The sequence below is a fragment of the Mycobacterium barrassiae genome (assembly GCF_025822765.1).
GTDB classification, from domain to species: domain Bacteria; phylum Actinomycetota; class Actinomycetes; order Mycobacteriales; family Mycobacteriaceae; genus Mycobacterium; species Mycobacterium barrassiae.
The window spans coordinates 86,014-107,287 of the sequence record NZ_JACKUK010000011.1 but is presented as its reverse complement, the minus strand read 5'-3'; the positions used below and the strand labels follow the sequence as shown (position 1 = coordinate 107,287).

The window sequence follows — 21,274 nt, the reverse complement described above, 5'->3', positions numbered from 1 at the left end:
CGCGATGACAATACCTGTGTGGCTCACTATCGCCCTGCCACTGGCAGGCGCGACGATACTGCTGTTGGGCGGGCAACGCACCAACGCCTGGGGGCATCTGCTGGGGTGCGCGGCCTCACTGGCCTCGTTCGCCGTGGGCGCGGTGCTGTTCACCGACATGCTCGGCCGCGACGCCGAACACCGCACCGTGACAGAAACCCTGTTCTCCTGGGTACCGGTGGCCGGGCTTCAGGTCGACTTCGGACTGCAGTTGGACCAGCTGTCGATGTGCTTCGTGCTGCTGATCACCGGTGTGGGCTCGCTGATCCACATCTACTCCGTCGGCTACATGGCCCACGATCCCGGCCGGCGGCGCTTTTTCGCCTACCTCAACCTGTTTTTGGCCGCGATGCTGCTGCTGGTGCTCGCCGACAACTATCTGGGCCTCTACGTCGGCTGGGAAGGCGTGGGTCTGGCCTCCTACCTGCTGATCGGGTTCTGGCAGCACAAGCCGTCTGCGGCCACCGCGGCGAAGAAGGCGTTCGTCGTCAACCGGGTCGGCGACATGGGCCTGGCCATCGCGCTGATGGTGATGTTCGCCTATTTCGGAACCATTTCCTACGCAGGCGTTTTTGCCGCCGCGCCGCGTGCCACCGACGGCGTGCTCACCGCGATCGGTCTGCTGCTGCTGCTCGCCGCGTGCGGGAAGTCCGCGCAGGTGCCGCTGCAGTCCTGGCTGGGCGACGCCATGGAGGGCCCCACCCCGGTCTCGGCGCTGATTCACGCCGCCACCATGGTCACCGCAGGTGTGTACCTGATCGTGCGATCGGGGCCGGTGTTCGACCTCGCCCCGAATGCGCAGTTGGGGGTGGTGATCGTCGGTGCGGTGACCCTGCTGTTCGGAGCGATCATCGGTTGCGCCAAAGACGACATCAAGAAGGCGCTGGCCGCATCGACGATGTCCCAGATCGGCTACATGGTGTTGGCCGCGGGTCTTGGGCCGGCGGGATATGCGTTCGCGATCATGCACCTGCTGACCCACGGCTTCTTCAAGGCCGGGCTGTTCCTCGGCGCCGGGTCGGTCATGCACGGGATGAACGACGAGGTCAACATGCGCCGCTACGGCGGCCTACGCAAGGCGTTGCCGATCACCTTCGCCACCTTCGGGCTGGGGTATCTGGCGATCATCGGTGTCCCACCCTTGGCCGGGTTCTTCTCCAAGGACGGCATCATCGAAGCCGCCCTCGGGGCCGGCGGCGTCAAGGGCTACATCCTCGGCGGCGCCGCGATTCTCGGGGCGGGCATCACCGCGTTCTACATGACCCGCGTCATGTTGATGACGTTCTTCGGCGAGAAGCGTTGGGCTCCCGACGCGCATCCGCACGAATCACCGGCGGTGATGACCTGGCCGATGATCCTGCTGGCCATCGGCTCGGTGGGCTCCGGCGCCGCGTTCGCGATCGGCGGCACACTCGAGCACTGGCTCGAACCCGTCGTCGGCACCCATGAGATCCACCACGTCGCCCCGGTCTGGGTCGTCACCACGATCATCCTGGCCGTGGTCGCCGTCGGCATCGCCATCGCCTACCGCATGTACGCCACCCGCCCGGTGCCCGAGGAGGTTCCAGTCGGCTCGGCACTGACCGTCGCGGCGCGCAGGGACCTCTACGGCGATGCGCTGAACGAAGAGCTCCTCATGCGGCCCGGTCAGCTGCTCACCAAGGGGCTGGTTGAAATCGACGACGAGGCAGTGGACGGCGCGGGAACCGGGTTGGCCGCCTTGGTATCCCGCTCATCGGAGGGCTTGCGACTGTTGGCTACCGGATACGCGCGTTCCTACGCGTTGTCGATGTTGGCCGGCGCGGTACTGGTCGTCGGCGCGATCCTGGCGGTGCAGCTGTGGTGACCTCGATCCCCTGGCTGACGATTCTGTGGGCCGTGCCGACGGTGGGTGCGGCGATCGTGATCCTGCTGCCCGCGTCGATGCGCGCCGCCTCCAAGTGGCTCGCACTGGCGGTCTCTGTTGTGGTGCTGGCCATCACGGTGCTGCTCGCGGTGAACTTCGATCCCGGCGGCGAGCAATACCAGTTCGTCGAGGAGCACCGCTGGATCCCGTCGTTCGGCACCGGCTACATCCTCGGGTTGGACGGCATCGCGCTCGCGATCGTCGGCCTCACCGCGGTGCTGGTTCCGCTGCTGCTGATCGCCGGCTGGAACGACGTCAGTGACGAGGCCGCCTGGGGTGGTCGTTCGACGCATGCGTATTTCGCGTTGACGCTGGCCGTCGAGGGCATGGTCATCATGTCGCTGGCCTCGCTGGACGTGCTGCTGTTCTACGTCTTCTTCGAAGCGATGCTGATCCCGATGTACTTCCTGATCGGCGGGTTCGGCGGCGCGGGCCGGTCGAAGGCGGCGGTGAAGTTTTTGCTGTACAACCTTTTCGGCGGTCTGGTCATGCTCGCCGCGGTGATCGGCCTGTACGTGGTGACCGCGGGCAGCGATGCCTTCGAGGGCGGCACCTTCGACTTCCGCGCGATCGTCGCCGCCGTGTCGAGCGGCGCCTTCGTCGTCAACCCGGCCGTGATGCACCTGCTGTTCCTCGGCTTCATGTTCGCGTTCGCGGTGAAGGCACCGTTGTGGCCCTTCCACCGCTGGCTACCTGACGCGGCTGTCGAGGCCACCCCGGCCAGCGCGGTGCTGATGATGGCGATCATGGACAAGGTCGGCACGTTCGGCATGCTGCGGTACTGCCTGCAGTTGTTCCCTGACTCGTCAATGTATTTCCGGCCGATCATCATCACGCTGGCGGTGATCGGAATCGTGTACGGAGCAATCGTCGCGATCGGCCAGACCGACGTGATGCGCTTGATCGCCTACACGTCGATCTCCCACTTCGGCTTCATAATTCTCGGCATCTTCGTGATGACCAGCCAGGGTCAGTCCGGTTCGACGCTGTACATGGTCAACCACGGATTGTCGACGGCCGCACTGTTCCTGATCGCCGGATTCCTGGTGTCGCGCAGGGGCAGCCGCCTCATCGAGGCATACGGCGGCGTACAGAAGGTCGCGCCGGTTCTTGCGGGCACGTTCCTGGTGGCGGGTCTGGCGACGCTGTCGCTGCCCGGGTTGGCGCCGTTCATCAGTGAATTCCTGGTTCTGATCGGCACATTCACCCGCTACCCGGCATTCGCCGTGTTTGCGTCGACAGCGCTGGTGCTGTCCGCGGTCTACATCCTGTGGATGTACCAGCGCATGATGGGCGGCCCGGTCAAGGAGGGCAACGACAAGCTGCGGGATCTCGTTCCCCGCGAGATCCTTGTCGTCGCACCGCTCATCGCGCTGCTGATCGTGCTGGGCGTCTATCCCAAACCCGCACTCGATGTGATCAATCCGGCGGTCACCCACACCTTGACCACCATCGATCAGCCTGACCCGGTGCCTCAGTTCGCAGAAGGACCGACGCGATGAATCTGCCCACTCCTGTCGTCGAGTACGACCTGTTGTCTCCGATGCTGATCGTGTTCGGGGTCGCCATCCTGGGTGTGCTCGTCGAAGCGTTCGTCTCGCGGCAGCGCAGGTACGCCGCGCAACTGGTGCTCGCCCTCGTCGGACTGGTCGCCGCGCTGGTCTCCGTCGTGGATCTCGCACTCGGCCTGGAGGGCACGGTTGGCCGCACAGCGGTGATGGGTTCCGTCGCGATCGACAAACCAGCGTTGTTCCTCCAGGCCACCATCCTGCTGGTCGCGGTGCTGGGAATCATGCTGATCGCCGAGCGCCAAGTCGGTGCAGAAGTTGAGGGAGGCAAGGGATTCCGCGGGCTTGATGCATTCACACCGCAGGCGTCCGCGATTCCAGGCGCGGTTGCCGAGCAGCTCGCCACCAAGGCCGGCGCCATTCAGACCGAGGTGTTCCCGCTGACGATGTTCGCCGTCGGCGGCATGCTGCTGTTCCCAGCCGCCGACGATCTGCTGACGATGTTCATTGCGCTCGAGGTGCTTTCGCTGCCGTTGTATCTGCTGTGCGGTCTCGCGCGTCGACGTCGTGTGCTCTCGCAGGAAGCGGCGCTGAAGTACTTCCTGCTCGGCGCCTTCTCATCGGCGTTCTTCCTGTTCGGTGCCGCGATGCTGTACGGCTACGCGGGGACGCTGGATCTGCGCGAGATCGCCGGCGTCGTGGCGGCCGGATCCGGTAAGACCTCGCTGGCCCTGATGGGCACGGGACTGCTGCTGGTGGGCGTGCTGTTCAAGGTCGGGGCCGTGCCCTTCCACTCGTGGATTCCCGACGTCTATCAGGGCGCCCCGACACCGATCACCGCGTTCATGGCCGCCGCCACCAAGATCGCGGCGTTCGGCGCGATGCTGCGACTGTTCTACGTGGCGTTGCCGGAACTGCGCGATGACTGGCGTCCGGTGCTGTGGGCGATCGCGATCCTGACGATGGTCGTCGGAACCGTCACCGCGATAACGCAGACCGATGTGAAGCGCATGCTCGCGTATTCGGCGGTGGCGCATACCGGTTTCATCCTCACCGGTGTGATCGCCGAGAACGAGGCCGGGCTGTCGTCGACCCTCTTCTATCTGTTCGCCTACGGGTTCAGCACGGTGGGCGCCTTCGCGGTGGTGGGCCTGGTGCGGAATGCCGACGGCGACGAGGACACCGCGATGGCACGCTGGGCCGGGTTGGGCCGGCGGTATCCCGTGGTGGCGGTGGTCTTCTCACTGTTCCTGTTGGCGTTTGCGGGTATCCCGTTGACGAGCGGATTCGTCAGCAAGTTCGCCGTCTTCAAGGCGGCGGGTGAGGGCGGTGCGATCCCGCTGGTCATCGTCGGCGTGCTGGCCAGTGCCGTCGCCGCGTACTTCTACGTGCGGGTGATCGTGTTGATGTTCTTCACCGAGCCACCCGAGGATGCGCCTCAGGTGGTGGTGCCCAGCGTATTGAGCACCGCGGTCGTCACGGTCACCGCGGCCGTCACGTTCGCTCTCGGCGCGCTGCCGCAGCCGCTGCTGGACCTGGCGAACAACGCCAACCAGTTCCTGCGCTAGCTTCGTCGTCATGACGTCGCCGCTCGTCCTCGTCGCCGACCACGGCCCGGTCCGTGTGCTGACCCTCAATCGGCCAGAGGCCCGGAATGCGTTGAGCCGCGGCCTCGTCAAGGCGTCCTACGCCGCCCTGGTCGAAGCCGACGCCGACGAGTCGGTGCGGGCGGTGGTCCTCACGGGGGCCGACCCCGCGTTCTGTGCGGGCGTCGACCTCAAGGAAGCACATCGCCACGGCACCGAGTACTTCGCGGAGTTCCGCGAGCACAGCTGCATCGAGGTCACCGGCACGATGCGCACCCCCATCATCGCCGCGATCAACGGGCCGGTGTTCACGGGTGGCCTCGAGATGGCGCTCGGCTGCGACTTCCTGATCGCCTCCGAGCGGGCGGTGTTCGCCGACACCCACGCCCGGGTCGGCATCCTGCCCGGCGGCGGCATGACCGCGCGTCTTCCCCAACTCGTCGGGCTCGGGATGGCCAGACGCCTGTCGATGACCGGCGAGGTCGTCGACGCGGCACGCGCCGAACGTATCGGGCTGGTGACCGAGGTCGTCCCCCACGATCGACTGGTCGACCGGGCTATCGAGCTGGCCGCACAGATCGCCGAGGTCCCCGGCCCAACCATGCTGGGGCTCAAGGAGATTTACACGACCGGCGCCGCGCCCGTCATCGAGCCCGCGTTGGCGGCCGAGCAGAAGATCGCTTTCGCGCAGCAGCGCGACTTCGAAGGACTCGGCGATCGGTTCCGCGCAGTGACCGAGCGCAACAAGGGCCAGATCGAGGACCCGGAATAGACGGGGAATAGCCGGCAGCTGACCTCGGTTGTGGCCGTACATGACCTCATTGACGGGCAAAACCGCACTTGTCACCGGCGCATCGCGAGGAATCGGTCGCGCGATCGCACAGCGACTGGCAGCCGACGGTGCGCTGGTCGCCGTCCACTACGGAAGCAATGACACCGCCGCTGCCGAAACCATCGAAGCCATCCGCGCCGCTGGTGGCGAGGCGTTCGCGGTTCGTGCACTCCTCGGAGTCGACGGTGACGTGGACACCCTGTTCGGTGCGCTCGAGAAGCAACTCGATGGCCGTCCGCTCGACATCTTGGTCAACAACGCGGCGATCTCCACCGCCGAGCCCACCATCGACAAGGCGACGCCCGAGCAGTTCGACCGGGAGTTCGCCATCAACGTCCGCGCGCCGTTTTTCATCACCCAGCGCGCGCTGCCGTTGCTGCGCGACGGCGGCCGCATCATCAACATCTCGTCCGGCGTCACCTGGTTCGCGACGCCGCAGATCGTCTACTCGATGACCAAGGGCGCACTCAACGTCCTGGGGCGGTCGTTGGCGAATGCGCTTGGCGAGCGCGGGATCACCGTCAACAACATCGCGCCTGGCGTGACCGACACCGACATGAACTCGTGGCTGCACGACAGCGACGACGCGCCGACCGGCTTCACTGAGATCACGGCGCTGGATCGAATCGGTGCCGCGTCCGAAATCGCCGATGCTGTCGCATTTTTCGCCTCAGACGACAGTCGATGGGTGACCGGCCAGACACTCGATGTGAACGGCGGGTTGTATCTCGGCCCGAGGACGCCGCTGCTGCCGAGCTAGATCAGGCGACCACGCCGTGCACGATGATGGCGGTGGTCTGGTCGACCCAGTCGGACCCGAGGGGCTCGTCGGGCCGCAGCAGAAATCTGAGGAGGGTGGCCCCGCCGATCACCTCGACGAGCCGGTCGGGATCGATATCGGCGTGCACCTCACCACGTACCACCGCGTCCGCCAGCCGGGTACGCACGGCGGCGAACGCGTCGTCGAAGCGCTCCCGCACACGGGTATTGAGCTCGGCGTCAGCGGACATATCGGCGATGAGCCCCGGCAGCGCGGCGCGGACCAGCGGGCTGTTGAACACTGCGCGGGCCGCGTCGATCATCGCGCGGATGTCCGCCTTGATGTCGCCGGGCGGGGTCTCGATCGCAGTGGGCGCAGCGGGAAACGCCGCCTCGTGCACCAGCTCAGCCTTGCTGGACCACCGCCGGTACAACGCTGTCTTGGTGGTGCCCGCCCGCTCCGCAACGCCGGCCATCGTGACGTTCGAATAACCGACATCCACCAGTAATTCCGAGGTCGCGCGCAGAATGGCAGCGTTGATCCGCGGATCCCGTGGGCGCCCTGCGCCAGGGGTCTTGTCAAGGACCGAACGGTCTGCTTTCATAACGCTACGCATCGTATCGTAATTATCGGCCGAAGGACCTATCTGATGCCAAGCGAACCGGCTGTCGAAGATGTCAGCCGCCTAGAACACTCAAGCCGAGACCTCACCACCCTGCCGGGCCTCATGTCGCAATGGCTGTCGACCGTGCTGCCCGGCGGTGTCGCACCCGAGATCACCGTGGAGAGCGGTGTCGACGCGAACGGCATGTCCTCGGAGACGATCATCCTGACCGGCCGCTGGGACGACGGTGGCGAACGGCGCGAACAGAAGTGGGTCGCGCGGGTCGCCCCCGCCGCGCAGGACGTGCCGGTGTTCTCGTCCTACCGCATGGACCACCAGTTCGACGTGATCCGCATCGTCGGCGAGAAGACCGATGTGCCGGTCCCGCCGGTGCGTTGGCTGGAATCCACTGGCTCCGTGCTGGGCACGCAGTTCTTCCTGATGGATTTCGTGGAGGGCCGCGTACCGCCGGATGTGATGCCGTATACGTTCGGCGGCAACTGGTTTGCCGACGCTCCCGAGGAGAGCCAGCGCGAGCTGCAGGACGCCACCGTCGAGGTGATCGCCAAGCTGCACGCGATTCCCGAGCCCGAAAACACCTTCGGCTTCTTGAACGACGGATCGGATGCGAATGCGTTGCGGCGCAATCTCAACTGGCTGAAGTCCTGGTACGACTTCGCCGTTCCCGACATCGGCCGCTCCCCGCTGGTGGAACGCTCCCTGGAGTGGCTGGAGGCCAACTGGCCCGCCGATGTCGCAGCCACCGACCCGGTGCTGGTGTGGGGCGACTCGCGCATCGGCAATGTGCTGTACGACGGGTTCCGACCCGCAGCCGTCCTGGACTGGGAGATGGCCACCCTTGGCCCGCGGGAAATGGACGTCGCATGGATCATCTTCGCCCACATGGTCTTTCAGGAACTCGCCGGGTTGGCGGGGCTGCCCGGGCTGCCACATGTCATGCGAGAGGAGGACGTCAAGGCCACCTACACCAACCACAGTGGGGTCGAACTGGGTGACCTGACCTGGTTCTACGTCTACTCCGGTGCGATCTGGTGCTGCGTCTTCATGCGGACCACCGCCCGGCGGGTGCGGTTCGGCGAGATGGAGGCGCCCGACGACGTCGAATCGCTCTTCTATCACGGCTCGGTACTCAAACGACTCATCGGAGATGATGCCTGATGCTCGGACCCACGGATGAATTCCCGATTCATCAACTGCCCCAACCCATCTCCTGGCCAGGTGCGTCGGACCGCAACTTCTATGACCGTTCGTATTTCAACGCCCACGACCGCACCGGCGGCATCTTCCTGATCACCGGAATCGGCTACTACCCCAACCTGGGCGTCAAGGATGCGTTCGTGCTCGTGCGGCGTGGCGACACCCAGACAGCCGTGCATCTGAGCGACGGCATCGATCAGGATCGGCTCAACCAGCACGTGCTGGGCTATCGCGTCGAGGTCGGCGAACCGCTGCACCGGCTCCGGATCATCTGTGAGGAAACCGAGGGCATCGCGGTCGACCTCACCTGGAACAGGCTGTTCGACGCGATCCAGGAACAGCGTCACGTGCTGCGCTCGGGAACCCGAGTGACGTTGGACGCGCAGCGTTTCGCGCAGGTGGGCAGCTGGAGCGGGGTGATCTCGATCGATGGTGAGGACATCGCCGTCGACCCCGATGTGTGGATCGGCAGCCGCGACCGGTCATGGGGCATCCGCCCGATCGGCGAACCCGAGCCAGCGGGCAGGCCCGCGCATCCGCCGTTCGAAGGCATGTGGTGGCTGTACGTGCCGATGGCGTTCGACGACTTCGCGATCTGCCTGATCATCCAGGAGGAGCCGAACGGGTTCCGGAGCCTCAACGACGTCACGCGCGTGTGGCGTGACGGCCGGGTCGAGCAGCTGGGCTGGCCGCGGGTGAAGATCCACTACACGTCGGGCACGCGTATTCCGACGGGTGCGACCATCGACGCGACCGCGGCCGACGGCTCCCCCGTCCACTTCGACGTGGAGTCCAAGCTGCCGGTACCGATCCACGTCGGCGGCGGCTACGGCGGTGATTCCGATTGGCTGCACGGCATGTGGAAGGGCGACAAGTTCACCGAGCGCCTCACCTACGACATGACCGACCCGGCGATCGTCGGCCGGGCGGGCTTCGGCGTCATCGACCACGTCGGCCGGGCGGTCTGCACCGAGGGCGGCAAGTCCGTCGAGGGCTGGGGGCTGTTCGAGCACGGCGCGCTGGGGCGGCACGACCCGTCGGGCTTCGCCGATTGGCTCACCGTCGCGCCCTAAAAGCTGCGATTTCGGTGTAGCCAGTCGCGGAGGGCGCGACCAACTACACCGAAATCGCAAAGAGGGCGGCCGCGGCGACGGCTTCGACCACGCAGTAGAACCAGTTGGGGTAGAACGCCGTTCGCCCAGCTCGGCCCTCGACGACCCCCGATACGACTCGTCCGAAGGCCATCCCGGCCAGCGCGGCGCCGACGGCGATGAGAATCCCCCTCCCTACGTCGCCACCCACGACCGCCGCATACGCCAGCACACCGGCGATCGCCAGGCCGAACCCGCCGTAGACCCCGCGGACCTCCGAACGCGCCGCCGCTCCCCCGAGGGTGATGCCGAATGGGCGGAGGATCGCGGCCGGTGCGACGAGCGCATAGGCACCCATCCCCGCGAAGAACACGCCGATTACCGCAATGACCGCGATCGACACCGTAGCTAGCCGACTGCCTCAGACTGGGCTTGCGGTGCGGACGCCGTAGCGGCGCGACCGAACACCATCGAGTCCTCGATGCGGTCGAACCGACTGCCGAGCGCATCCCGCAGATAGTTGTGCGTCATCGCCCACGGCCTGCGCTCCCCTGACTTCGGCAGCACCTTCTGGGCGCGCAGCACGTAACCCGACGTCAGGTTGAACACGGGCTGTTCGGGCATGTGTACGTCCCCGAGATGCGGGTAGGCGTGCGTGTAACCGTGAGAATCCATGTAGGCCAACAGATCCGCCACGTTGCGCGCCGTCATGTCGGCGCCCAGCGTCCACGACGCGTTCGAATACCCGAACGACCATGCCGCGTTGGGCACGTCTTCGAGCAGATGACGCCGGAATACGAACCGGTCATGCGGGTCCACCTTCTCGCCGTCGATGCTTATCGCGACTCCGCCCAGCGCATGCAATTGGATTCCGGTGGCGGTGACGATCACGTCGGCGTCGAGGTGTTTGCCCGACCTCAACACGATCCCTGTGGCATCGAAACGGTCGACGTGGTCGGTCACCACTTCGACATCGCCGGCAGCGATGGCCTTGTAGAAGTCGCCATCGAGGATGAAGCACATCCGCTGGTCCCAGGGGTCGTACGGCGGCGTGAAATGGGTGTCGATGTCGTAGTTTTCGGGCAGGTTCTTTTCGGCGACACCACGCAGCAGCCGCTTGCTGAACTCCGGTGCGCGACGGGAGACCAGCCAGAGCAGCGAGCCGAACAACGACATCACCCAACGAATGATCCAGTGGGACGCTCTGCGCGGCAGAACCTTCCGGATGGCGTTGAAGACGGGCTGCACTCTCTGGACGGAGAACAGGTACGACGGCGTGCGCTGCAGCATCGTGACGTGCGCGGCCTTCTCAGCCAGCGACGGGATCATGCTGACGGCCGTCGCACCGCTGCCGATCACCACCAACCGCTTGCCGGAGAGGTCGAAGCCGTCGGGCCAGTGCTGTGGATGGATCACATCGCCGGAGAAGTCCTCGATACCGGGGAACGTCGGCGTGTACGGCTCGTCGTAGTTGTAGTAGCCGCTGGCGAAGACCAGGAACCGCCCGCGGTAGGTCCTGGGCTCGCCGTCCTGTTCGGTCTCAACGGTCCAGGTGTCGGTGGCCGAATCCCAGTCGGCCGAGACGACCCGGGTGCGGAACTGAATGTGTTGGTCGATGCCGTGTTTGCGTGCCGTGTCCGCCATGTACTGCCAGATGTCGGCGCCATCGGCGATCATCTCCTCGCGGGTCCACGGCTCCCACGGAAAGCTCAGCGTGAAGATGTCGCTGTCGGACCGAATGCCGGGATACTGAAACAGATCCCATGTGCCGCCGAGGCGTTCACGCCGCTCCAGGATGGTGTAGGACAGATTGGGGTTCTTCTCGTGGATACGGTAGGCCGCCCCGATGCCGGAGAAGCCCGCGCCGATGATCAGCACGTCACTGTATTCAGTCACGAAGAACCTCCTATGCCGACTTGACCGCCTCGACAGTCGCGCGGCCGAACACCATCGATTCCTCGATGCGGTCGAACCGGTGATCGATGGCGTCCAGCACGTAGTTGTGGCGCACGTTCCACGGGCGGCGGGTGCCGGATTTGGGCAGCACGTGTCCGGTGCGCTGCACGTAGCCCGCGTTGATGTTCCACGCCGGCTTCTCCGGCATCGGTTCGTCACCGAGGTGGGGATAGGCATGTGTGTAGCCATGGGTGTCCATGTACGCCAACAGCTTCGCGACCGAACGCGCGGTGAGGTCGACGCGTAGCGTCCACGACGCGTTGATGTAGCCGACGGCCCACGCAGCGTTCGGGACGTCTTCGAGCATGTGCTCCTTGTAGACGAACCGGTCCTGCGGCTTGACCTCCGCACCGTCGATACTCAACGCGATACCGCCGAGCGCCTGCAGCTGAATTCCGGTGGCACTGATGATGATGTCGGCATCGAGGCGCTGTCCCGAACGCAGCACGACGCCGTACTCGTCGATGTGGTCGATCTGGTCGGTCACCACATCCAGCCGGCCCGCGGCGATGACCTCGTAGAAATCGTTGTCCAGAATCGCGCACAGCCGCTGATCCCACGGGTCGTAGCGCGGCTTGAAGTGAACGTCGACCGGATAGCCCTTAGGCAGTTGACGTTTCGCGTAGGCGCGGACGTAGGCCCTGGCGAGTCGCGGCGCCGTCCGGGCAAAGGCATAGACGAGCACCGTGAAGAAGGTGTTGTAGATCCGGGCCGCGACGTAGCCGACGCGCTTGGGGAACAACTTGCGCAGGAACTGCACCACGGGATTGATGCGGGGCGTCGACAGCATGTACGTCGGCGAGCGCTGCAGCATCGTGACGTGTCCGGCCTTCTCGGTCAGCGTGGGGATCATGCTGACCGCGGTCGCGCCGCTGCCGATCACCACGATCTTCTTGCCGGCGTAGTCGAGCGACTCGGGCCAGTGCTGCGGGTGGATCACCGGGCCGGAGAACTGCTCGATGCCCGGGAACTCGGGCCGGTACGGCTCGTCGTAGTTGTAGTAACCGGTACCGAAGAACAGGAAGCGGCAGCGGTACGTGGTCGGTTCGCCGTCGTGTTCGGCGCTCACCGTCCAGGTGTCGGTCGTCGAGTCCCAGTCGGCGGACAGGACCCGGGTGTCGAAGCGGATGTGCTCGTCGATGCCGTGCTTGTGCGCAGTCTGGGTCAGGTATTCGCGGATGTCGTCCCCGTCGGCGACGTTCTCCGGCCGGGTCCACGGTTCGAAGGGGTAGCTGAGGGTGAAGATGTCGCTGTCGGACCGGATGCCCGGATAGCGGTTTAAGTCCCAGGTGCCGCCGATGCGGGACCGCCGCTCGAGAAGCGCGTAGCTCATGTGCGGGTTCTTCTCGTGGATGCGGTACGCAGCACCGATCCCGGAGATCCCGGCACCGATGATCAGCACATCGAAGTAGTCGCTCGCCAGCTGTTCTTCCTGCAGGCGCTCGGCACCCTGGCCCATCCGCAACCTCCTTTGGTTCCGCTGGGTACCACGATATGGCTCAGGACCCGAGCGCGTCCACGATCGACGCCAATGACTCCACCGAGATCGGTCCGGGCTGGTACAGACAGATTTGCTCGGCCACGCCGTCGACCCGGTCGCGGATGTGCGCGGCGACCTCGGCGGGGCTACCGCAGGCGACGATGGTGTGCAGCATGTCGTCGTCGATGAGCCTGCCCATGTCCTCCCAGCGCCCCTGCTTGGACAGCGCATTCAGCTCGGGCTGCAGGTCACCCCAGCCGTGCACCTCGAGCACGGGGCGGTAGGCGGGAGTCGACCCGTAGAAGGCCAACAGCCGACGCGCGGCGGTGTGGTCGGCGTCCTCGGTACCGACCGACACGATGATCTCGGGGACGATCGCGAAATCGGCGGCGTCGCGCCCCGCTGACGCCAGCCCCTTGCCGACATTGGGCATGGTGACCTCGTGCAGGAAACGTTTGGACCCGAACGGCATGACCAGCAGGCCATCGGCGACCTCGGCCGTCGCGCGCGTCAGCAGCGGACCCAGCGCCCCGAGATAGATCGGCGGCGGACCGAACGGGTTCGGCCCGGGGTTGAACGTCGGCGTCATCAGGGTGTGCCGGTAGTACTCGCCGCGGAAGTCGAGGCGCTCGCCGTCGTTCCACGCGGCGAAGATGGCCCGCAGTGCCGCGACCAACTCCTTCATCCGCGCGACCGGCCGATCGAAATCCACGCCGTAGCGCTTCTCGATCTGCGCGCGTACCTGCGTACCGAGGCCCAGCGTGAAGCGCCCCTGCGCCAGCAGCTGCATGTCGTTGGCCTGATGCGCCAGCTGAACAGGGTTGCGGGGGAACGCGATTGCCACGTTGGTCATCAGGTCCAGGCCCCCGACGGTCGACGCCACCGCCAGCGGAGTGAAGACGTCGTGCGGACCCTCGAACGTGAACACCCCGGCGGCGCCCGCCTCGCGCAGTGCGTGTGCGCGCTCGATCGCGTCCGTGGGGCCGAACAGCGCTGTCATGACCTTCATCGCATGAGAGCCTAGTCACGTGACCATCCCACCGAGTGCCGATGTCGTCGTTGTGGGAGCCGGGTTCGCGGGCCTGGCCGCCGCACGGGAGCTGGTGAAACGCGGCCGCGACGTGGTGGTCCTCGAAGGGCGCGACCGCGTCGGCGGCCGCTCGTCGACGGCGACCATCGCGGGGGTTCCGGTGGACCTGGGCGGCACATTCGTCGGCCCGACCCAGGACGCGGTCGTCGCACTGGCTGCCGAACTGGGCTGCGAGACCGTACCGACCCACAGCCGCGGCAAGAACCTCATCCGCTGGCGCGGCAAGGTCCGGGCCTACCGCAGCACCATTCCGCGGCTGTCCATCATCGAGTTGCTCGACGTGTCCCGTATCCAGTGGCGGTTCGAGCGGGTGTGCCGGCGGGTGCCGGTGGACGAGCCGTGGACATCGCCGATCGCCGACATCCTCGACTCCAAGACGCTCGACGAGTGGCTGCGGTATGTGCACGCCAGCGCAGGTACGCGGGACCTGATGGCGATCATGGCCCGCGTGACGTGGGGGTGCGAGCCCGACGCGGTGTCCATGCTGCACGCGGTGCGCTACGTGAAGGCCGCGGGCGGCCTCGGCCGCATGCTCGACGTCGAAGGCGGCGCCCAGCAGGACCGCTTCCCCGGCGGCACGCAGCAGATCGCGGTGCGGATGGCCGAGGAGTTGGCCCCACGTGTGGTGCTGGAGGCGGTGGTGCGCAGCATCGAACGGCACGCCGACAGCACGCTGACCGTGACATCGGACAAGGGGACGGTCGCCGCGAAGGCGGTCATCGTCGCCATCCCGCCGGAACATCGCGCGGGCATCACGTTCCTGCCGGAGCTGCCGCCCGAGTACGGCAAGCTCGCCGCGCACTGGCCCCAGGGCAATCTGAGCAAGGCCTATGTCGCCTACGAGACGCCGTTCTGGCGGGCCGACGGCTGCTCGGGTGAGGCGCTCTCCGACGAAGGCCCGGTCTTCATCACGTTCGACGTCAGCCCCAGCGATGACGGCCCCGGGATCCTGCTGGGGTTCACCGATGCGCGGACGTTCGACCCGCTGCCGCCTGCCGATCGGCGCAAACGCGCCTTGGCGGGGTTCGCGATGCTGTTCGGCGAGGCCGCGCGCGAGCCGATCGACTACCTCGACCACTGCTGGAGCGCAGAGGAATTCGCGCCCGGCGGGCCGACGGCAGCGGTGCCACCCGGTTCGTGGACTACGTACGGGCCGTGGTTGCGCAAACCCGTCGACGGCATCCATTGGGCCGGAACCGAAACCGCCGACACGTGGACGGGGTTCCTCGACGGCGCCGTCCGGTCGGGACAGCGTGCGGCCGATGAGGTGGATCGGCAGTTGTCGGCAGACTGAGGAAGGCAGCCCGATCGTGTCAGCCTGCGCCGGACGCCCGGGACTACACCCCGCCCTGCCAACCTCGTAGCGACTAAGTCGCTGAAGTTGGCCTCGTCAGTAGTAGTTGAGCGACAGTGTCGCTAGGAGGTTGGCACAACGGCATGTCCAAGGACGGCCGACAGCCAGTGGCCCCGACTAGGAGCTGACCCGGCGCTCTTCCCGCACCGAGTCGATCAGCCACCGCAGATGCTTGTTGACGGCGTCGGAGCATTCCAGGATGGCGCAGTGACCGCCGGACAGTTCAACGAACTGCGCGAGGTTGGGAACCTCCTTGGCGATTCGACGCGACGACACCATCGGCAGCAGCCGGTCTTTGTCGCTGCCGATCACCATCGTCGGCACGGAGAGGTTCTGCAATCCGATGTGCTGGTGGGTGCCCACCGTGTCGACCAGCGCGCGTGCCCATCCGCCGCGGCCCGCGGGTGGCGTTCCGTTGAACAGCTCGAACACGAAGTCAACGATGGCGGGATCGGCGTCGCGGCCGACCGCCAGCGTCGACAGGAAGCGGCGCCCTGGGACGTCGGCTACCCGCAGGAGCGGCACTGCGCCAAAGGTTTTCAGCAGCGTGCCCGCCGCGCGCACCTTGGCGGCGGTGAGCGGTGGCGGCACCGGGAGGAACTGCACGTTGCGCAGCAGGTCGCCGGTCGTGGTGTTGATCAGGGCGGCGGCGTCGATGCGCTCCGCCACTCGGTCGGGATAGCGCTCCGCCCAGGACGAGATCGCGATACCGCCCATCGAGTGGCCGGCGATGACGGCGCGCTCCCCCGGCGCCAGCGTCGCCTCGAGTACGGCGTCGATGTCGTCGGCAAGGCGGTCGAGGCTGTACCCGCTGCGCCGGGCCGGGACGGCGCTGCGGCCGTGTCCGCGATGATCGAAGGCGATGACGCGGTGATCCTGTGCGAGGTCGGTGATCTGGTGGGCCCACACGCGAAGGGCGCAGGTGATGCCGTGGGTCAGCACGACGGGGTAACCGTCCTCGGGGCCGAAGACCTCGGCGTGCAGGCGGATGCCGTCCTTGGACCGGACGCCGACGCTGCGGCCCCGGCCCAACTGCTCGGCTGGGGCGAACCGTCTTGCCGGTCGCCGGCCTCCTTGACCTCGTGCCATGGGTGCTCCCGTCGTGCTCGGCTACATTGCCGGACTAACTACCCTACCGGGCGGTTGGTCAAATCTTGCGCAGGGGTTAAATGGTGGCGTCGACGAAGGAAGGGCCGCGATGCGCGCGATACAGATTGCCAGCCTTGATGGACCGCAAGCCGCCAAGCTTGTCGAGATCGACGAACCGGCCGGTGACGGTCTGGTTCTGGTCGACGTGCACGCGGCCGGGGTGGCGTTCCCCGATGCTCTGCAGTCACGCGGCCTCTATCAGTACAAGCCGGAGATGCCTTACATCCCTGGCGCGGAGATCGCGGGTGTCGTGCGCAGCGCCCCCGAGGGTGCGCACGTCTCGGCGGGCGACCGGGTGTGCGGCCTGACGATGCTGTGCGGGGCGATGGCGGAAGTCGTTGCGCTGCATCCCGAGCGGGTGTTCAAGCTGCCCGACTCGGTGTCGTTCGAGGCCGGGGCGGGCCTGCTTTTCAACGACCTCACGATGCACCACGCACTGCGCACCCGCGGGCGGCTCGCCGAGGGTGAGACCGTGCTCGTACACGGCGCGGCGGGTGGCATCGGGACATCGACTCTGCGGCTGGCGCCGGCGTGGGGTGCGTCGCGGACGATCGCGGTGGTCAGCACCGAGGACAAGATCGCCATCGCCAAGGCGGCAGGCGCCTCCGATGTGGTGCTCGCCGACGGCTTCAAGGACGCGGTGAAGGAGCTGACCGGAGGGCGCGGTGTCGACATCGTCGTGGACCCCGTCGGCGGGGACCGGTTCACCGATTCGCTGCGGTCGCTGGCGCCGGGCGGCCGTCTGCTCGTGATCGGGTTCACCGGCGGGTCGATCCCCGAGGTGAAGGTGAACCGGTTGCTGCTCAACAACATCGACGCGGTGGGTGTCGGATGGGGTGCATGGGCCGGTACTCATCCGGGGTATCTGCTCGAGCAGTGGGCGGAGCTTGAGCCGCTGCTGGCATCGGGCAAGGTGTCCGCGCCCACCCCGGAGATCTATCCGCTCGAGCGCGCGGCCGATGCGATCGCATCGCTCGAAGACCGCAGCGCCAAGGGCAAAGTCGTCGTCACCTTGCGGTGAAGCTGCTTCGTCGGCGCCGCAGCGTCGCGGTCCGCCGGTTCGAGGCGGGTCGCTGGGTGGACAACGGGCCTGAAGCTGCCGTCGACCGTGACGGACTGACCGTCGCGACGTTCAACATCTGGTACGAGGATTTTCACGCCGAACGGCGTTACCGTGCGATCGCCGAGCTGCTGGACGAGCTCAGGCCGGATGTGATTGTGCTGCAGGAGGTCACGCCGCCTGCGCTGGACATGTTCGCCGGTCTGCCGTGGGTGCGAAACGAGTACCGGAGCGCGGCGGTGGTCGGCGGCGAAACCGGTAACTACGGGATGCTGATGTTGTCCCGGGTGCCGATCGCCGCGGCCAGCTACACCCGTTTGCCGACCCGGCAGTCGCGCGGATTCCTCGAAGCGGAGCTTGCCCTGCGCACCACACGGCCCGTCGTCTGCGGTGTCCATCTCGACAGCGGGAAGTCGTCGGCGCGGATGCGCGCCTGGCAGCTGCGGAGGATCTTCCGCGCGCTGAGGAAAGCCGAGGATGCCGTGGTTTTAGGCGATTTCAATATGCGCGACGCCGAGAACGGGCGGATCGCCGCACCGTTCTGCGACGTCTGGCCCGTCCTGCGACCGGGCGATCCGGGCTACACCGAGGACACCTCGATCAACCTCATGCGGTTGGACGCCAAGAGCAAGAAGCGGCAGGTGCGTTTCGACCGTGTGGTGGTCAAGGGAACGCGTTGGCGCGCAGCGACTATCGAGCTACTGGGCACACGGCCGATCGCGGCCGACCTGCCACGCGTGTTCCCGTCGGATCACTTCGGCGTCGCATGCCATCTGGATTTGTGTGCAATCGCGAGCGGTGAGCGCTCCTGAACGCACACAAATCACAGGTAGGGGTCGGCCCAGGCGCTGATGATCCTGGCCGCCCGCGCCGCCTGGTTCTTTCCGGTGAGCAGGTGATCTGCCCCTTCGAGCGAGATGAAGCTGCGGGGATGGCGCGCGGCACGGAAGATCTCGCTCGCGTTGGCGATACCGACGGTGTTGTCCGTGGGTGAGTGCATCACGAGAAGCGCCCGGTGCAGCGTGCGAATCCGCTCGCGGAGATCGGCGGTGCGGACGTCCTCGATGAAATGCCGCTTGAGCGTCAACGCCTTGCCGCCGATCAGAAACGGCGCCTCCCCTTCCGCCTCGATCCGCTGGCACAGCGCGTCGAAGGTGTGCTCGACGTGGGCGGGTTGGTACGGCGCGCCGATGCTGGCGACTGCGGCCACGCCCGGGCATTCGTGGGCGGCGGCGATGACGGCCGACCCCCCGAACGAGTGGCCGACGAGCAGTCGCACCTCGCGGCCCGAATCGTTCATGAACTCGACGGCACGGACGGTGTCGGCGACCTTGTGCGAGAACGACCCGTCGCCCCAGTCGCCCTCGGAATCCCCGAGGCCGAGGTTGTCGAAACGCAGTACGCCGATGCCCTCGGCGGCCAGCTGCTTGCAGATCCGGGCGGCGGCAGGGCTGTCCTTGCCGAGGGTGAAGCCGTGGGCGAAAACGGCCCATCCGCGCAGCTCGCCTTCGGGCAGATCAACGAGTCCTGCCAGGGTAGGACCCGTGGTGCTGGGAAATCTGACGCGCTCAGCCACGCGCGTCATCCTGTCATCCCGCCCGCATGCAGCGGCCGAGAACGGTGCCCAAGCGGTGCCGGCGCGCTCGGTACCATCTTTTACGTCAGCTTCAAGTGAAGGTGTTGTCGAAGGAATCACATGACTGCACATGTCGAACAGTTGGAGTTCCAGGCGGAAGCGCGCCAGCTGCTGAACCTGATGATCCACTCGGTCTACTCCCATAAGGATTCGTTTCTCCGGGAACTGATTTCGAACGCCTCCGATGCGCTGGACAAGCTGCGGCTCGAGGCCCTGCGGAACAAGGACCTGGACGTCGACATCTCCGATCTGCACATTGAGCTCGAGGTCGACAAGGAGGCGCGGACCCTCACCGCGCGCGACAACGGGATCGGGATGTCGCGCGAGGAGGTCGTCGACCTGATCGGCACCCTCGCCAAGTCAGGCACCGCCGAGCTGCGGCAGCAGCTGCGCGAAGCCAAGAAGGCCGAGGCCTCGGAGGAGCTGATCGGCCAGTTCGGTGTCGGCTTCTACTCGACGTTCATGGTGGCCGACCAGGTCGACCTGCTGACCCGCAAGGCCGGCGACAGCGGTGCGACCCGATGGGTGTCGACCGGCGAGGCCACGTACACGATCGAAACCGTCGACGACGCACCCCAGGGCACGTCCGTCACGTTGCACCTCAAGCCCGCGGACGCCGAGGACGAGCTGCACGACTACACATCCGAGGCGAAACTGCGGGAGCTGGTGAAGAAGTACTCCGACTTCATCGCCTGGCCCATCCGCATGCAGGTCGAGCGACGCACCCCGGCCACCGAGGAGGGTGGCGAGGAGGTCGTCACCGTCGAGACGCAGACCCTCAACTCGATGAAGGCACTGTGGGCGAAGTCCAAGGACGAGGTTTCCGAGGACGAGTACAAGGAGTTCTATAAGCACATCGCGCACGCCTGGGATGACCCGCTGGAGGTCATCGCGATGAAGGCGGAGGGCACCTTCGAATACCAGGCGCTGCTGTTCATCCCGTCGCACGCGCCGTTCGACCTGTTCACCCGCGACGCCAAGACCGGGATGCAGTTGTATGTCAAGCGCGTCTTCGTCATGGGCGACTGCGATCAGCTCATGCCGCCGTACCTGCGTTTCATCAAGGGTGTCGTCGACGCTCAGGACATGTCGCTCAACGTGTCTCGGGAACTCCTGCAGCAGGATAGGCAGCTCACCGCGATCCGCCGCCGCCTGACGAAGAAGGTCCTTTCAACGGTCAAAACCCTGCAATCGGAGCGGCCCGAGGACTACCGCACGTTCTGGTCCCAGTTCGGCACGGTTCTCAAAGAGGGCCTCATGTCGGACTTCGAGAACCAGGAGACGCTGTTGAACATCGCGTCGTTCGCGTCCACGCACAGCGACGAGGAGCTCACCACCCTGGCCGAATATGTCGAGCGCATGAAGGACGGACAGGACAAAATCTTCTACGCCACCGGGCAGTCGCGCGAGAAACTGCTGAAGTCGCCGCATCTCGAGGCGTTCAAGGCCAAGGGTTATGAGGTGCTGTTGCTCACCGATCCGATCGACGAGATCTGGGTGGGATCGGTGCCCATGTTCGACGGGAAGCCTCTGCAGTCGGTGGCCAAGGGTGAGGTGGACCTCGACTCCGAGGCCGACAAGGAAGCGCACGCCGCTGAACGTGAGGAACAGGAGCGGGAATTCGCCGACTTGCTCGCGTGGTTGAAGGAGACGCTGAGCGATCACGTCAAGGTCGTGCGGCTGTCCACCCGCCTGACTGAGTCTCCAGCCTGCCTCATCACCGACGCCTTCGGCATCACACCGCAATTGGCGCGCATCTATCGTGCTTCAGGACAGGCGGTTCCTGTTGGCAAGCGGATCCTGGAGCTCAACCCGAAGCACTCGCTCGTCACCGCCATGCAACAAGCGCACAAGGCCGGTGGCGACGATGCTCATATGGCCGAACTCGCCGAGACCGCCGAACTGTTGTACGGCACAGCACTTCTCGCTGAGGGTGACGTCCCCGAGGATCCGGCGAAGTTCGCTGGCCTGATCGCCGATCGGCTGGCTCGCACCGTGTGAGACG

Annotated in this window: 18 protein-coding genes; 11 read left to right on the top strand and 7 right to left on the bottom strand. The window is 66.2% G+C overall.

What is annotated here, in order from left to right:
* Positions 1-4 precede the first annotated feature (4 nt).
* The 5 genes from nuoL to H7J93_RS02765 are packed head-to-tail and all read left to right on the top strand — an operon-like array spanning position 5 to position 6,631.
* Positions 5-1,885, top strand: a complete 1,881-nt coding sequence (nuoL, locus tag H7J93_RS02785) for an NADH-quinone oxidoreductase subunit L (protein WP_267304769.1) — start codon at positions 5-7, stop codon at positions 1,883-1,885.
* The gene (locus H7J93_RS02780; protein WP_267304768.1) at positions 1,879-3,447 is read left to right on the top strand and encodes an NADH-quinone oxidoreductase subunit M; all 1,569 of its coding nucleotides are present in this window, start codon (positions 1,879-1,881) and stop codon (positions 3,445-3,447) included. The genes nuoL and H7J93_RS02780 overlap by 7 nt, the downstream gene beginning before the upstream one ends.
* A complete protein-coding gene (nuoN, locus tag H7J93_RS02775) occupies positions 3,444-5,021 on the top strand; it encodes an NADH-quinone oxidoreductase subunit NuoN (RefSeq protein WP_267304767.1) in 1,578 nt (525 codons plus the stop codon). Before H7J93_RS02780 ends, nuoN begins: the two co-directional genes overlap by 4 nt.
* Before the next feature lie 10 nt (positions 5,022-5,031).
* Complete coding sequence (locus H7J93_RS02770; protein ID WP_267304766.1) at positions 5,032-5,811, top strand: enoyl-CoA hydratase; 780 nt, start codon at positions 5,032-5,034, stop codon at positions 5,809-5,811.
* 40 nt (positions 5,812-5,851) lie between these two features.
* A complete protein-coding gene (locus H7J93_RS02765) occupies positions 5,852-6,631 on the top strand; it encodes an SDR family NAD(P)-dependent oxidoreductase (protein ID WP_267304765.1) in 780 nt (259 codons plus the stop codon).
* Between the two features lies 1 nt (position 6,632).
* Here H7J93_RS02765 and H7J93_RS02760 read toward each other — a convergent pair whose 3' ends face one another.
* Complete coding sequence (locus H7J93_RS02760) at positions 6,633-7,235, bottom strand: TetR/AcrR family transcriptional regulator (protein ID WP_267304764.1); 603 nt, start codon at positions 7,233-7,235, stop codon at positions 6,633-6,635.
* A 45-nt stretch (positions 7,236-7,280) separates the two neighbouring features.
* Here H7J93_RS02760 and H7J93_RS02755 point away from each other — a divergent pair, with 45 nt between their 5' ends.
* Together H7J93_RS02755 and H7J93_RS02750 are read left to right on the top strand one after the other, a co-directional pair.
* Entirely contained in the window at positions 7,281-8,414 is a 1,134-nt protein-coding gene (locus tag H7J93_RS02755; RefSeq protein ID WP_267304763.1) for a phosphotransferase family protein, read from the top strand.
* Positions 8,414-9,526 carry an Rv3169 family protein gene (locus tag H7J93_RS02750; RefSeq protein ID WP_267304762.1) on the top strand — a complete coding sequence of 371 codons (1,113 nt, stop codon included), beginning with the start codon at positions 8,414-8,416 and terminating at the stop codon, positions 9,524-9,526. Before H7J93_RS02755 ends, H7J93_RS02750 begins: the two co-directional genes overlap by 1 nt.
* A 43-nt stretch (positions 9,527-9,569) precedes the next feature.
* Here H7J93_RS02750 and H7J93_RS02745 read toward each other — a convergent pair whose 3' ends face one another.
* From H7J93_RS02745 to H7J93_RS02730, 4 genes are read right to left on the bottom strand one after another with little or no spacing between them, the layout of a single operon-like run.
* Positions 9,570-9,947: a DUF4345 family protein gene (locus H7J93_RS02745; protein WP_267304761.1), complete on the bottom strand. Its 378-nt coding sequence runs from the start codon at positions 9,945-9,947 to the stop codon at positions 9,570-9,572.
* A gap of 5 nt (positions 9,948-9,952) precedes the next feature.
* Entirely contained in the window at positions 9,953-11,440 is a 1,488-nt protein-coding gene (locus H7J93_RS02740; protein ID WP_267304760.1) for a flavin-containing monooxygenase, read from the bottom strand.
* A 10-nt stretch (positions 11,441-11,450) separates the two neighbouring features.
* Complete coding sequence (locus H7J93_RS02735) at positions 11,451-12,959, bottom strand: flavin-containing monooxygenase (RefSeq protein WP_267304759.1); 1,509 nt, start codon at positions 12,957-12,959, stop codon at positions 11,451-11,453.
* 40 nt (positions 12,960-12,999) lie between these two features.
* Positions 13,000-13,989, bottom strand: coding sequence for a TIGR03617 family F420-dependent LLM class oxidoreductase (locus tag H7J93_RS02730; RefSeq protein WP_267304758.1), 990 nt, complete (start codon positions 13,987-13,989; stop codon positions 13,000-13,002).
* A 19-nt stretch (positions 13,990-14,008) separates the two neighbouring features.
* Here H7J93_RS02730 and H7J93_RS02725 point away from each other — a divergent pair, with 19 nt between their 5' ends.
* Positions 14,009-15,364 carry a flavin monoamine oxidase family protein gene (locus H7J93_RS02725; protein WP_267304757.1) on the top strand — a complete coding sequence of 452 codons (1,356 nt, stop codon included), beginning with the start codon at positions 14,009-14,011 and terminating at the stop codon, positions 15,362-15,364.
* A 177-nt stretch (positions 15,365-15,541) separates the two neighbouring features.
* On the opposite strand, the gene H7J93_RS02720 is transcribed toward H7J93_RS02725, so the two are convergent.
* On the bottom strand, positions 15,542-16,513 hold the full coding sequence (locus H7J93_RS02720; RefSeq protein ID WP_267304756.1) for an alpha/beta fold hydrolase: 972 nt from the start codon (positions 16,511-16,513) through the stop codon (positions 15,542-15,544).
* A gap of 109 nt (positions 16,514-16,622) precedes the next feature.
* Between H7J93_RS02720 and H7J93_RS02715 the strand changes: the two genes are divergently transcribed.
* On the top strand, positions 16,623-17,594 hold the full coding sequence (locus H7J93_RS02715) for an NADPH:quinone oxidoreductase family protein (RefSeq protein WP_267304755.1): 972 nt from the start codon (positions 16,623-16,625) through the stop codon (positions 17,592-17,594).
* The gene (locus H7J93_RS02710; RefSeq protein WP_267304754.1) at positions 17,591-18,445 is read left to right on the top strand and encodes an endonuclease/exonuclease/phosphatase family protein; all 855 of its coding nucleotides are present in this window, start codon (positions 17,591-17,593) and stop codon (positions 18,443-18,445) included. Before H7J93_RS02715 ends, H7J93_RS02710 begins: the two co-directional genes overlap by 4 nt.
* A gap of 11 nt (positions 18,446-18,456) precedes the next feature.
* Here H7J93_RS02710 and H7J93_RS02705 read toward each other — a convergent pair whose 3' ends face one another.
* Positions 18,457-19,209: an alpha/beta hydrolase family protein gene (locus H7J93_RS02705; protein WP_267304753.1), complete on the bottom strand. Its 753-nt coding sequence runs from the start codon at positions 19,207-19,209 to the stop codon at positions 18,457-18,459.
* A 120-nt stretch (positions 19,210-19,329) separates the two neighbouring features.
* On the opposite strand from H7J93_RS02705, the gene htpG reads away from it, so the two are divergent.
* Entirely contained in the window at positions 19,330-21,270 is a 1,941-nt protein-coding gene (gene htpG, locus H7J93_RS02700) for a molecular chaperone HtpG (protein WP_267304752.1), read from the top strand.
* Positions 21,271-21,274: the final 4 nt, after the last annotated feature.